General features: G+C 61.9%; 14 protein-coding genes. 7 read left to right on the forward strand and 7 right to left on the reverse strand.

Annotated features, from left to right (window positions below; genetic code table 11):
• Positions 1-15 precede the first annotated feature (15 nt).
• From gpt to HB676_RS13990, 4 genes are read right to left on the reverse strand one after another with little or no spacing between them, the layout of a single operon-like run.
• Complete coding sequence (gene gpt, locus HB676_RS13975) at positions 16-540, reverse strand: xanthine phosphoribosyltransferase (RefSeq protein WP_213738396.1); 525 nt, start codon at positions 538-540, stop codon at positions 16-18.
• Between the two features lie 11 nt (positions 541-551).
• On the reverse strand, positions 552-971 hold the full coding sequence (locus HB676_RS13980; RefSeq protein ID WP_213738397.1) for a hotdog fold thioesterase: 420 nt from the start codon (positions 969-971) through the stop codon (positions 552-554).
• Positions 972-982: 11 nt separating this feature from the next.
• Positions 983-1,342, reverse strand: a complete 360-nt coding sequence (locus tag HB676_RS13985) for a hypothetical protein (protein ID WP_213738398.1) — start codon at positions 1,340-1,342, stop codon at positions 983-985.
• Positions 1,343-1,345: 3 nt separating this feature from the next.
• Positions 1,346-2,086 carry a molybdopterin-binding protein gene (locus tag HB676_RS13990; protein ID WP_213738399.1) on the reverse strand — a complete coding sequence of 247 codons (741 nt, stop codon included), beginning with the start codon at positions 2,084-2,086 and terminating at the stop codon, positions 1,346-1,348.
• Between the two features lie 249 nt (positions 2,087-2,335).
• Between HB676_RS13990 and HB676_RS13995 the strand changes: the two genes are divergently transcribed.
• From HB676_RS13995 to HB676_RS14010, 4 genes are all read left to right on the forward strand, one after another.
• The gene (locus HB676_RS13995; protein ID WP_213738400.1) at positions 2,336-3,754 is read left to right on the forward strand and encodes a circularly permuted type 2 ATP-grasp protein; all 1,419 of its coding nucleotides are present in this window, start codon (positions 2,336-2,338) and stop codon (positions 3,752-3,754) included.
• A 29-nt stretch (positions 3,755-3,783) separates the two neighbouring features.
• Positions 3,784-4,728 (forward strand): alpha-E domain-containing protein, encoded by a 945-nt coding sequence (locus tag HB676_RS14000; protein ID WP_213738401.1) that lies wholly within the window; start codon positions 3,784-3,786, stop codon positions 4,726-4,728.
• Positions 4,729-4,910: 182 nt separating this feature from the next.
• Positions 4,911-5,753, forward strand: a complete 843-nt coding sequence (locus HB676_RS14005) for a transglutaminase family protein (protein ID WP_213738402.1) — start codon at positions 4,911-4,913, stop codon at positions 5,751-5,753.
• A 184-nt stretch (positions 5,754-5,937) separates the two neighbouring features.
• Positions 5,938-6,249: a hypothetical protein gene (locus HB676_RS14010; protein ID WP_213738596.1), complete on the forward strand. Its 312-nt coding sequence runs from the start codon at positions 5,938-5,940 to the stop codon at positions 6,247-6,249.
• A 191-nt stretch (positions 6,250-6,440) separates the two neighbouring features.
• On the opposite strand, the gene HB676_RS14015 is transcribed toward HB676_RS14010, so the two are convergent.
• Positions 6,441-7,490 (reverse strand): DUF2778 domain-containing protein, encoded by a 1,050-nt coding sequence (locus tag HB676_RS14015; protein ID WP_213738403.1) that lies wholly within the window; start codon positions 7,488-7,490, stop codon positions 6,441-6,443.
• A 336-nt stretch (positions 7,491-7,826) separates the two neighbouring features.
• Entirely contained in the window at positions 7,827-8,264 is a 438-nt protein-coding gene (locus HB676_RS14020) for a hypothetical protein (RefSeq protein WP_213738404.1), read from the reverse strand.
• Between the two features lie 1,003 nt (positions 8,265-9,267).
• Here HB676_RS14020 and HB676_RS14025 point away from each other — a divergent pair.
• Entirely contained in the window at positions 9,268-10,023 is a 756-nt protein-coding gene (locus HB676_RS14025; RefSeq protein WP_213738405.1) for a proteasome-type protease, read from the forward strand.
• Between the two features lie 32 nt (positions 10,024-10,055).
• Entirely contained in the window at positions 10,056-10,811 is a 756-nt protein-coding gene (locus HB676_RS14030; RefSeq protein WP_213738406.1) for an SDR family oxidoreductase, read from the forward strand.
• A 101-nt stretch (positions 10,812-10,912) separates the two neighbouring features.
• On the opposite strand, the gene HB676_RS14035 is transcribed toward HB676_RS14030, so the two are convergent.
• Positions 10,913-12,136, reverse strand: a complete 1,224-nt coding sequence (locus tag HB676_RS14035; protein ID WP_213738407.1) for an MFS transporter — start codon at positions 12,134-12,136, stop codon at positions 10,913-10,915.
• A 165-nt stretch (positions 12,137-12,301) separates the two neighbouring features.
• Between HB676_RS14035 and HB676_RS14040 the strand changes: the two genes are divergently transcribed.
• A complete protein-coding gene (locus HB676_RS14040; protein WP_213738408.1) occupies positions 12,302-13,552 on the forward strand; it encodes a nucleoside transporter C-terminal domain-containing protein in 1,251 nt (416 codons plus the stop codon).
• Position 13,553 lies beyond the last annotated feature (1 nt).

Below are 13,553 nucleotides of genomic sequence, written 5' to 3' on the forward strand. Positions count from 1 at the left end.
ATGACGGCAGCCCCATCACGCCGCGCCGTCGCGAATTGGGGGCTGGAACGAGAGCGCGGTGTCCCAGGGAAAGAAAATCCAGGTATCCTGCGACACTTCGGTGATGAACGTATCCACCAGCGGGCGTCCCTTGGGCTTGGCATACACCGTGGCAAAATGCGCATCCGGCATCATGTCGCGCACCAGGCGGCCGGTCTTGCCGGTATCGACGAGATCGTCGACGATCAGCAATCCCTTGCCGGTACCACCGCCGAGTTTCGCAGTGTCCGCCGAAATGCCTTTCAGCACCTGCAACTCGCCCTGCTTGGTATGGTCGTAGCTCGCGATGCAGACGGTATCGATGATGCGCACGCCGAGTTCGCGCGCCACGATCGCCGCGGGCACCAGCCCGCCGCGGGTGATCGCAATGACTGCATGAAACGGACCGACTTCATTGAGCCGCCAGGTCAGCGCCCGGCAGTCCCGGTGAAACTGGTCCCACGACACGGGGAAGGCTTTGCCTGCCCGCTCCTGCGCACTGAGTTCCGGATTTTCTGCCATGATTATCCCCTCTAGATTTTTCGAATGACGAATGTGCCGGTGGCGGTCGCGACCACCTTGTCGCTTTGCCACAGTTCGGCGCTGCCGTGACACATCTCGCGGCCGCGCATCACCACACGGCCGAGACCCTTGATAGAGCCCAGCCGTGCCGGCCGGTGAAATTGCACGTTGAGATTAACCGTCGGCGCGAACTGGCCGCCGTCGAGCGTTGATGACAACGCGGTGCCCATGGTGTCGTCGAGCATGGCTGCGAGAAACCCGCCCTGCACATTGCCCGCCGGATTAAGAAACATCTCGACCGCTTCGAATTTGGTTTCGATGGTGCCGCGCTCGCCGTCGATCTCGACAAAGCTGAGGCCAAGTGTCTTCGCGCAAGGCGGCGGCGGCGCGCTGCCCTCGACGATCTTCCAGAAAAACGAATTCTTGTCCACGCGGCTGCCTCTCACGCGTTTAATTTGCGAGCAAGTAAAGATACCAAACCCAGACCAGCGAGGAGCCCGAAATAGGAGAGTAGCGCCCAGCGAAAACGGCTTGAGCGGCGGCGGTAGACTTGAACATTTGCCTGCAGGTCGGCCGGCTGAGCCGCGATCTTGGCCTCAAGCACGTTTAGCCTCGGAAAATTCTGACCAGGATAATCAAGCTGGCAGTAGAACGTGACTAACCCGATGGAGTAGTCACCGATGCGGTTATAAATTTGGCGACCCTGCCATTGCAGATAGAGACCGAACAGGCACAGACACGCCAAAGGAACGGCAAAAACGATGCCTATAACCAAGTGTGTCTGCGCCACTTCGGAAGACATCTTCTATGCTCCACCGTGCAACTGCTTTAACATCTCCTTCACCGCGGCCATTGCGGCTGCGAGCTTCTCGGGGTCGCGCGAACGCACCACGAGGTTGGTGTTGGGCTTCTTGTCTTCGTCCTGAAACGGATAGCTGCCGATGATGGTGTCGGGATGGGCGTTGGCGATAATCCGAAGCGGACCGCCGATATCGCCTTCCCGCGCATTGGCGCGCACCGTCTCCGACAGCATCCGCACGCCGGATTTCAGTTTCGGCGAGACGATGTCCATCATCGCCTGCATGATCGAGGGCACCCCGGCCATCACGATGACATTGCCGATCTTGAAACCGGGCGCGAGGATGGTCGCGCTCTGGATCAGCTCGGCGCCGTCGGGAATTCGCGCCATCCGCAGCCGCGCCTCGTTCAGCTCGCCCGGGCCCGAGAACCGTTCGGCAAACCGAGCCACCACTTCGGGGTGATGATCGATGCCGACGCCGAACGCTTTCGCGATGCTGTCGGCGGTGATGTCGTCATGGGTCGGCCCGATGCCGCCGGTGGTGAAGACATAGGTGTAGCGGTGCCGCAGCGCGTCCAGCGCCGCGATGATCTCGGGCTCCTCGTCAGCCACGACCCGGACTTCCTTGAGGTCGATCCCGATATTGGTCAGGTATTCCGCGATAAAGCCGATGTTCTTGTCTTTGGTCCGGCCGGACAGGATCTCATCGCCGATCACCAGAATACCCGCCGTAATGATCTCGCTCATAACCTCTCCTCGTCTTGCGACGCACCACGCTTTGGCCAGGTTGGACTTGCCCCTGGTACATTCGGTGCCAGAGGCACAACAGCGCCTTGCCACCGAAATAAGCACCCGCCAGCCGGTTTTTCGGGCAACATCCCGATCATCCCTACTAAATGGGTCTTGCGCCAATGCATATCGCGCTGGCCCGGCCCTTGCTACCGTCCCTTTAAGTCATGCACTGTCCTGCATGGCCTCGAAAAGCAGTCAGGATATATGGCAGTCGCGTTCGATGAAATGAATGGGCCCAACGGCGAACTCCGCTCGGCCTACCTTGAACTCTCCCGCTGGCTCAAGGAGACGCCGCCGGACGCCCTGGAGTATCGCCGCCAGGAAGCGGAATTGCTGTTCCGCCGGATCGGCATCACTTTCGCCGTCTATGGCGACGCCGAGGCCCAGGAGCGGCTGATCCCCTTCGACGTGATCCCGCGGATCATGTCGGCGAAGGAATGGGGCATTCTCGAAAAGGGCCTCAAACAACGGGTCCGCGCGCTCAACATGTTCCTGCGCGACATCTATCACGGCCGCGATATCTTGCGCGCCAACATCATTCCCGACGATCTGATCTTCCAGAACCCGGTGTTCCGGCCCGAGATGAACGGCCAGGACGTCCCACACGACGTCTACGTCCACATCGCCGGCATCGACATCGTCCGGGTCGATGCGGAAAACTTCTACGTGCTGGAAGACAATGCGCGCACGCCCTCCGGCGTGTCCTACATGCTGGAAAACCGCGAAATCATGATGCGGCTGTTTCCGGACCTGTTCGCCCGCCACCGCGTCGCGCCTGTGGAAAAGTACCCGGACGAGCTGCTCTCGGCGCTGCGGTCGGTGGCGCCGCTCAGCGCCTCGGCGGAGCCTACGGTCGCGCTGATGACGCCCGGGGTCTACAATTCCGCCTATTACGAACATTCATTCCTGGCCGACAAGCTCGGCATCGAACTGGTCGAGGGCCGCGACCTCATCGTCAAGAACGACGAAGTGTTCATGCGCACCACCGAGGGCCTCAAACGCGTCGACGTGATCTACCGCCGGGTCGACGACGACTTCCTCGATCCCCTCACCTTCCGGCCGGATTCGGCGCTTGGCGTGCCCGGCCTGATGTCGGCCTATGCGGCCGGCAATATCACGCTGGCCAATGCGGTGGGTACCGGGATCGCCGACGACAAGGCCGTGTACTCCTACATGCCCGACATCGTGAAATTCTATCTGGGTGAAGAACCGATCCTCAAGAACGTCCCGACCTGGCGCTGCCGCGAGCCCAAGGATCTCGCTTACGTGCTCGATAATCTCAGCGAACTCGTGGTCAAGGAAGTTCACGGCTCCGGCGGTTACGGCATGCTGATCGGCCCGGCGGCCACCAAAGCCACCATCGAAGCGTTCCGCGACAAGCTCAAGCGCGAGCCCGAGGGTTTTATCGCCCAGCCGACGCTGGCGCTGTCGACCTGCCCCACCTGCACCGAGTCCGGCCTCGCGCCGCGCCATGTTGACCTCAGGCCATTCGTGCTGACCGGCAGCAACCATGTCACGATCATCCCGGGCGGGCTGACGCGCGTGGCGCTGAAGGAAGGCTCGCTGGTGGTCAATTCGAGCCAGGGCGGCGGCACCAAAGACACCTGGATACTGGATGAATAAATCAGGCCTCAAGAGAGCAATCATTACGCATGCTGTCGCGCACCGCTGAAAACCTGTACTGGCTCGCCCGCTACGTCGAACGCGCGGAATATCTCGCGCGCACCATCGATGCGACGCTGCGCGTCACAGCCCTGCCCAACGCCTATATCGGCAAGACCAATGAATGGGATTCGGCGCTGTTGACCGCCGGCGTCAGCGCCAGTTTCTACGAGGTCCACAAGGAAGCCAACGAACACAACGTCGTCGATTATTTGTCGTTCTCGCCAGACAACCCCTCCTCGATCCGCAATTGCATCGAGAACGCGCGGCTCAACTCGCGCTCGGTGCGAACCGCGCTGACGAGCGAGATGTGGGACACCATCAACTCGGCCTGGATCGACCTGCAGGAAGTCTGGGGCAAGGGAACCAAGACCCGCGAGGAGCTGACCAAGTTTTTGCGTTTCGTGCAGGAGACGTCGCTCCGTTTCGACGGCTCGGCCTACCGGACTATGCTGCGCAACGACGCCTACTGGTTTTCGCGATTAGGGCTGCATCTGGAACGCGCCGACAACACCGCCCGCATCCTCGACGTCAAATATCACGTGCTGCTGCCCGAGGAAGAACATGTCGGCGGCCCGCTGGATTATTATCAATGGACCTCGATCCTGCGCTCGGTATCGGCGCTGACCGCCTATCACTGGGTCTATCGCGAGACCCTGAAACCCTGGCTGATCGCGGATCTGCTGATCCTCAACGATTCCCTGCCCCGTTCGCTGGCGAGCTGCTACGGCAACCTGGTCCGCAACCTCGACCAGATCGGCGTCGCCTATGGCCGCCAGGGCGCCTCGCAGCGCCACGCCCGCGGCGTGCGCAACCGCCTCGAACACAGCCATATGGACGACATCTTCCAGCACGGCGTGCATGAATTCATCCAGGAGTTCATCGCTGACAATGCTAGGCTTGGCGAAATCATCACCAAGCAATATCTGATCTGATAGATTAGAGTTGAACACCACAGGCCGTCATGGCCGGTCGTCTCGGCCATGACGCCAACACCAACAACGTCATTGCGAGCGCAGCGAAGCAATCCACTCTTGTCCTCGTTGCACGATGGATTGCTTCGTCGCTTCGCTCCTCGCAATGACGCTTGAACTTCAGCTCCGTTCCGGTACCCGTCATGCGCCTGCGAATTGCCCATTCCACGACCTATCGCTACGAACCGCCCGCCACCGGCGTCATTCAAATCCTGCGGATGACGCCGTGCAGCCATGACGGGCAGTATGTCGCCGAATGGCAGATCGATGTCTCGACCGATTCCCGGCTCGATGTGCATCGCGATGCCTTCGGCAATGTCACGCATGTGCTGACCTTTGGACCGCTCGCCGATCTCACCATCCATGTCGAGGGCCTGATCGAAACCCACGATACCGGCGGCGTGCTCAAGGGCACCGACGAACAGTTCCCGCCGAGCTTTTTCCTGCGCTCGACGCCGCTGACCGAAGTCAATCCGGCGATGGCGGCCTTTGCGCGCGAGCTGCGCTCGGAATCCGAAAACGACGTGCTGGGTTTTCTGCACGCGCTGATGATGCAGATCAACGAGCACATGACCTTCGACGAAGATCCCACCAACAGCGGCACCTCGGCGGTCGAAGCCTTCGGCCTCAAGCGTGGCGTGTGCCAGGACTACGCGCATATCTTCATCGCCTGCGCGCGCTCCGGCGGCGTGCCCGCGCGCTTCGTCTCCGGGCATTTCTACCGCGCCGACGGCATGGTCCATCAGCAGGCCGGCCACGCCTGGGCCGAAGCCTTCGTGCCGGATCTGGGCTGGGTCGGCTTCGATCCCGCCAACGCGATCTGCACCACCGACGCCCATGCCCGCATCGCGATCGGCCTCGATTATCTCGGCGCCGCCCCGGTCCGCGGCACGCGTTATGGCGGCGGCATGGAAACGCTGACGGTCGCGGTCAAGGTCGATCAGGTCGGCCGGCCCGGACAATCACAGAGCCAATCGCAATCGTAGCTGTCATGAAACAACGCCGCCGTTTTGACGTTCTTTGATCCAAAGGTAAGATAGAAACGTCAACTGACCGACGAGTCGGGGCGGTTCTCAAGCGGCGAAGGGCGACAGCGTGCAGCACTCATCGGGATTCAGGTCGCAGCCAACGCTGCGGCGCGGTTGGCTCGTCCTTGGCGCGGCGGTTGCGCTGACCTTCCCTCTCCTCGATACCACCGCCGCTCAGGCCCAGAATCTCGATCTGGGCAAAACGGCGCCGCGGCTGTTTACCGATACCTGCTCGGCGTGCCATCGCAGCCCACGCGGCCTCGCCAAGGGGCGCTACCGTCTCACGCTGATGATGTTCCTGAAGGAGCATTACTCGACCAGCTCGAACACCGCCTCGGAACTCGCGGATTATCTGGTCTCGGTCGATGTACCACAGGGCGGCCCGCCGCGAACGGGCGCCAAAAAACCGCGTAAACCGCGAGCGCCGGCCCAGGCGCCTGCAAAACCGGATTGAGATAAGCTAGAGCGCTTTCCGCTTCGATGGACTCATTGGCACCGTTCCGGTGGCCTCATGGTTCGAGACGCGCGAAGACGCGCTCCTCACCATGAGGGACCGAGACCTGATCCCGGTTCAGACCTCATCCTGAGGAGCATCGCGAAGCGATGCGTCTCGAAGGATGGCAACAACGTTGAAGTACAAATCGTTCAGGACGGCTGGGACGCGCGTTGCGTGGCCATTGTCGTGCCGCTCAGGCTCGGGATCACGACCAGGCGATTGACCTCGCCGTCATTGTAAGCCTTGAGGAAGCGGTCGTAGTCCTTGATCGATACGCAGCCATTTGAATCGCCGTTGACGCCGAGCATGTAGCTGTGCACCAGCAGGCCCGAACGACCAAAGATGTCGTTGCCCTCGACCGGCGTCATGCGCAACGCCGCAACGCCGTGAAACATCCGTTCGCGCGGCTTCAACTCATATTCGGCTGGCGGCGTCGCGCCGGTCATCGGCACATTCACATGGTCGAGATCGTCCCGCATGCTGCCCATTCCCGAATGCGCCTCGAGGACGGTGCCATTCGGCATGTAGACGGCATGCGCCGTGATGTCATAAACCGCCGTCACGCCGTCATAGCCGAGTGCCGCGAGATCCGGTCCCTTGCGGCGAAACAACCCTTCGGGGGTCAGCGAAGCCAGCGTGACCCGCCCGAAGTCGGATAGTTTCTGCGTCAGCGAACGTTCGGCCGGGCGCGCCGGGCTGTCGGTCTGTGCCAAAGCCAGCGCTTGTCCCGGCGCGGGACCTGCCGTGGCAAGCATGTCTGCCGCCGCCGGACGCGAGCGCGGCAATGGCACACCGGTGGAGGTAGAGGCCGCGGGTCTGGTCTCATCGACCTTGCTGTCGGTCACCCCAAGGCGGAAATCCTGCGGCATCTGCTGCGGACCCATTCCGTCCTGCCCGCGAAACTTCATTTGCAATGCGGCTACGGTCGAGCGGTCGAGTGGCTGCAATTGCGCGCGAACGGCGGGCGGTGGCGTCATCGACTGCGGAAAAAAGCGATCCTCGAACGAGGCAAAGGACCCGGTACGTTCAGCATTTCCAGGCAGCGCGGCCGAAGCGAACGCGAACAGATCGGAATTGGTAACCCAGGCTGCGGCGGCCAGCGACACGGTGACGGAGAACAGGCCAAGGGCCGTACTCGCGAACCAGCCCCTGCGGCGGCGCGGCACCCTCCTAACAGCTGTCGCTGCGTCGAAAGCCATCAAGTCCCCAATAACACCTGACCAAACGTACGACCAATCCCCCGGGATTCGTCAGGCAGTCTGTAATTATGGGGCTAAAAGTGAGGCATAATCGAGACAGCGGCGATGTCCGCCCCTGCTTCCGTCCGGAAAACCCCGATTCTACCGTCCAAACCCCAAGGTAGTTAAAGCCCTTTTACTCCTTTCGGACCGGCGGGGCCAGCCCGACGATGGGTGTTTTTACCTGTTTGGAAGGTAAACGGGCTTGTTTGGGGATGCCCAAACCGGCCACGAAAGCGTGGGTCCGGCCGTTTTTTAACCAGAACGGGACATCGCACAACCTGCGGTCGCACATCGTCAGCTTCGCCGGTCCGCTCCGCGATACCAGATGCGAGCTGACGGCGGCGGACGCTGCGGCAATTTTCCGGTGAAAGTAATGAGCGCACGCCAGCGTTCCATCCAGGGACGTGGATGCACCAGTTTCTTCAACCGCTGTTGCCAGTGGCCGGGGTGATAGACATCGACCGTGATCCGCCATGCATTGGATCTGTCATATTCGAGGGTCACAACTCGTCCAAACAATTCCGTCGATTCGTCAGGCGCGTCGATGGTCAGCAGGATTGGGCTGCGCTTTGCATAAAGCGTGACGACCAAGCCGTCTTTATCGGCCTCCCAGCATTGCCATGGTGCGCCGACAAGTTGCGCGCGGCCATAGCGGCGCAGAAACGCCATGGCCAGCACCCGCGCCTCGTAAAGGTCAGGCGCCCAATCCGGATCGTCGGTGAGAATTCCCATGGCGCCTAAATGGCATCGCGCGCGATCGATGCAAATCAACAAGCCGCGCTTTGAAGCACGTTAGAAAAATTCCAGAGAAGATCGGGGGCACAACTCGTCGTGACAGCAAATTACGTCGGTAGCGGCGTGTGGCGCGCTGCGCTCGATGAGCGGCTATCACATTATTGCCATGCCTATGAGAACTCGTCATTGCCGGGCTTGACCCGGCAATCCATCTATCTTCGCAGCAACTTTTTCGAAGAAGATGGATTGCCGGGTCAAGCCCGATGATGACAGTCTGATTTACCCGACGGGCAAATCAACCACACGCCTCGTAAATCAAAGTCCAGCCCCTCGCTCAAAAATATTCTGATTTTCCGAAATTGCAAATCATTGGTATACTCGCAGCCATCCCGTCCCACATGAGGGGCGGTTCGCGATCGTCACGGACGCGGGATGGGATGCGGTGGACGCGGAAGCGCCGATAACGAACGGTGCGTGAAGCGGACGGCGAAGTCGTGTGGTCCTGACACCCCGACGCTGGTGTCAAGTTCTTGAGAAGCAAGCTTCTCAGGGGCGACGGTGGCAAAAGAGCCCGGTCACCGGGGAGAGCGCGAAGGAAATCGTTAAAACCATTGCGTGGGGAATGCCGGGCGATTCCGGTGTGACCTGACTAACGCGTGTGCTTTTTTGCTTTTGACCTTCGCACACGCGGCAGCGGGCGCATCGGGCGCCCGGCATTCCCTGCGCCCTCTGAAGAGAGGGCGGAAATTTTTGATCATAACTCGGGAGAAATGCGCCGCGAGATCGCGGACGCACGTCTGTCGTCATTCCGGGGCGATGCGGAGCATCGAACCCGGAATCTCGAGATTCCGGGTCTGGTCCTTCGGACCATCCCGGAATGACGGCGCCTCCCCCAATCGTCATCACCCGCGAAGGCGGGTGCCTGAATCGGGTTGGACGCCTCCCCTTAAATTGGCTACTAGTTTCACGCTGATGATCGCAAAGAATTCAGGGACCGGGAATGACCTATTGCTGCGGAGTGCTGGTGCGGGACGGGCTGGTCATGATTGCGGATACCCGCACCAATGCCGGCCTCGACAATGTCTCGACCTTTCGCAAACTGCATATCTTCTCAAAGCCCGGCGAGCGCGTCATGGCGATTGCGAGCGCCGGCAATCTGGCGATCAGCCAGTCGGTGCTGTCGACGCTCACCGAGGGGCTGGAAGATCCCCACACTGGCGACGTTGAGACGCTGCTGAACGCGCCTACCATGTTCCAGGCGGCGCAGCGCATCGGCAAGGCGATCCGCGCGGTCCACGCCACCGAAGGCACCGCGCTGCAGTCCGAGGACATCAATTTCGACGTGTCGTTTCTGTTTGGGGGCCAGATCAAGGGCTCGCGGATGCGGCTGTTCATGGTCTACCCGGCCGGCAATTTCATCGAATGCACCACCGACACGCCCTATCTGCAGATCGGCGAGCACAAATACGGCAAGCCGGTGCTCGACCGTGCGATGCATTACGATGTCGAACTCTATGAAGCGCTCAAGACCAGCCTGATCTCGATGGATTCGACAATGCGCTCCAATCTCGGCGTCGGCCTGCCGATCGATGTGCTGGTGGTACGATCAGACGTTTGCGACGCCGATCTCAATCACCGCATCGAAGCCGGCGAGCCGTATTTTCACGACCTGCGCTCGCGCTGGTCGGCGGCGCTGCGGGCGGCGCATCAGAATATTCCACGACCGCCCTACAAGACCGAAACAGCAAAAACTTAAAACACCAAAAACTTGAAAAAGGCAGGAAGCACATGACCGAAGCAAAGAACAAGATCGCGGTGGTTACCGGCGCCGGCACCGGCGTAGGACGCGCGGCATCGCTGGCGCTGATGAATGCCGGCTTCACGGTCGTATTGGCCGGGCGGCGGCTGGACAAACTGGAAGAGACCGCCAAGCTCGGCCCCGCCGGCAAGAGCCTCCCGGTGCCCTCCGACATGACCGATCCTGGATCGATCGCGGCGTTGTTCGCCAAGGTGATGGACACCTATGGCCGGCTCGACGTGCTGTTCAACAATGCCGGCATGGGCGCGCCGCCGGTGAATTTCGAGGATCTGAGCCTCGCACAGTGGCAGGCGGTGGTCGCGACCAACCTCACCGGGCCGTTCCTCTGCACCCAGCACGCGTTCCGCATCATGAAGGACCAGACCCCGCGCGGCGGCCGCATCATCAACAACGGCTCGATCTCCGCGCATGCGCCGCGTCCGTATTCCTCGGCCTATACGTCCACCAAGCACGCGATCACGGGTCTGACCAAGGCGACCAATCTCGATGGCCGTGGTTACGACATCGCGGTGGGGCAGATCGACATCGGCAATGCCGCAACGCCGATGACCGATCGCATGGTCGAAGGCGTGTTGCAGCCCGATGGCCGCAAGATTCCGGAGCCGCGGATGGACTCAAAGGCGGTCGGTGACGCCGTCGCCTACATGGCCGGCCTGCCGCTCGACGCCAACGTGCTGTTCATGACGGTCATGGCCAGCAAGATGCCGTTCGTTGGACGGGGCTGATTTATCAACGTCATTGCGAGCGCAGCGAAGCAATCCATCGTGCAACAAGGAAGTGTGGATTGCTTCGTCGCTACGCTCCTCGCAATGACGGAACTTACCCCCTACTCCAGCCGCTGCACATCGCGCAGCGCCGGGAACAGCTTCATCCACAACAGCGCGATCGCGACTGTGCCGATGCCGCCGAGCGCGGCGGCGGGCATCGCACCGAACAAAGCGGCGGTGACGCCGCTTTCGAACTGGCCGAGCTGGTTGGAGGCGTTGATGAACAGGAAATTCACCGCCCCGACCCGGCCGCGCATCTCGTCCGGCGTCGAAAGTTGCACCAGCGAAAAACGAATGACCACGCTGACCGTATCGGCCGCGCCCAAGATCGCCAGCGCCAGAACCGAGAGCCACATCCACTGCGACACCGCGAACACCACGGTCGCGACACCGAACACGATGACGGATTGAAACATCCGCATGCCGACATGGCGGTTGATGGTGTAGCGCGCCAGCACCGCGGTCATCAGCAGCGCGCCGACCGCCGGCGCCGCGCGCAAAATGCCGAGGCCGAGCGGGCCGGTCTGCAGGATATCGCGCGCATAGATCGGAAGCAGCGCCGTCGCGCCGCCGAGCAGCACCGCGAACAGGTCGAGCGAGATCGTGCCCAGGATGGACGGGTTGTTGCGCACAAACCTGACCCCGGCAAACAGGTCCGCCGGCGTCGTCGCGTCCCGCACCACCGGCGGTTTCCTGGTCTCGATCGCGCCCATCGCCACCATGCCAAACAGCCAGAACACGCCCATGATGGCGTAGGGCACACTTGGCGCAATGGCGTAGGCCAAGCCGCCGAGCGCGGGACCGGTGATGGTCGCGAGCTGCGCCGCGCCGCTCGAGATCGCGGTTGCGCGCTGCAACGAGCCTTCGGGCGCGATCAGCGGCAGCATCGCGGCGATGGTCGGGCTTTCGAACGCCCCGGCGGTGCCTAGCACCGCCATCGCGATGAAGATTTGCACCACCGTGAGCGAACCCGAATAGGCGCCCCACGCCAGAAACAGCGCCGTCAGCGCTTCGACGAACAGACAGACCTGCGCGACGCGCTTGCGCTCGTAGCGATCGGCGGTATCGCCGGCCACGAACACCAGAAGCAGCGTCGGCAGAAACTGAACCAGTCCGACCATGCCGAGCGCGAAGGCGCTGCCGGTCAGATCGTAGATCTGCCAGCCGACCGCGACCGAGGCAATCTGGCTGGAGAAACGCGAGAAACTGCGCGACAGCATAAACAGCAGAAACGATCTATGCTGGAGCAGCGCGCCGGAACCCGCAGGCAGTGGGGACGACATCGTCAACCGGTTTCTCTGCTCCCCATCGTGCGCCGTCACCCTCGCCTTGTCCCCTGTGATGCCGTGCCGCCTGCGCCGTTGTCAACGCCGGTAGCTGCACAGGTGGATTACGCATTGCGCAGAAGATCGCGCGTCGTTCATAATTGCGCGGGCTTTGGGGGAATCATGCTTCAATTGCAATCGGCGTTCGGCGTGTTGGTGTTGCTGGCGATCGCCTGGGCGTGTGGGGAAAACCGCCGCGCGGTCTCGCTGAGGCAGGCAATGATTGGTCTCGCCGCCACCCTGATCACCGCCGTGGCGCTGATCAAATTGCCTTTCGTGGCGCATGCGTACGGCGCCATCAACGATGCCGTCAGCGCGATCGCATCGGCTTCACGCGCCGGGACTTCGTTCGTGTTCGGCTATCTCGGCGGCGGCGCGCTGCCGTTCGATCTCAAGGCGCCCGGCGCGGATTTCATCCTGGCGTTCCAGGCGCTGCCGGTCGTGCTGGTCATGAGCGTGCTGACCACGCTGTTGTTCTATTGGCGCGTGCTGCCGCCGATCGTCCGCGGCATGGCGTGGCTGCTGGAACGCACGCTCGGAGTCGGCGGCGCGGTCGGGCTGTCCACCGCCGCCAATATCTTTCTCGGCATGGTCGAGGCGCCGCTGTTCATCCGGCCATATCTGTCGCAATTGACGCGTAGCGAATTGTTCCTGGTGATGACCGGCGGCATGGCAGGAATCGCCGGCACCGTGCTGGTGCTTTACGCGACCTTGCTGGCGCCGCTGATCCCGGATGCCGCGGCGCACTTTGTTATCGCCTCGGTGCTGGGCGCGCCCGCAGCAATCCTGATCAGCCTGATCATGGTGCCGGAAACCGCGAACAAGCGCACCGGCGGCGCGTTGATCGATCCCGACATGCACGCATCCTCCACCATGGACGCGATCGTCAAAGGCACCACGGCCGGGCTCGAACTGTTGCTCAATATTGTGGCGATGCTGATCGTGCTGGTGGCGCTGGTGGCGCTCGCCAACGCGATCCTCGGGCTGTTGCCGGCCATCGGCGGCGCTGATATCTCGCTGCAGCGGATGCTGGGCACCATCATGGCGCCGGTGTGCTGGCTGATGGGCCTGCCATGGCCGCAGGCGATCACCGCGGGCAGCCTGATGGGCACCAAGACCGTGCTCAACGAATTGATCGCCTATGTCGATCTCTCGAAGCTTGGACCCGACGCGCTCGATCCGCGCTCGCGGCTGATCATGCTCTATGCGATGTGCGGCTTCGCCAATTTCGGCAGCCTCGGCATCATGATCGGGGGCCTCGGCACCATGGCGCCGGAACGCCGCGACGAGATCAATTCGCTCGGATTGAAATCGATCATCTCGGGCACGCTGACCACCTGCCTGATGGGCGCGATCGTGGGAGTGATGAGTTGAG

The organism is Bradyrhizobium sp. dw_411, assembly GCF_018449695.1.
Classification (GTDB): Bacteria; Pseudomonadota; Alphaproteobacteria; order Rhizobiales; family Xanthobacteraceae; genus Bradyrhizobium.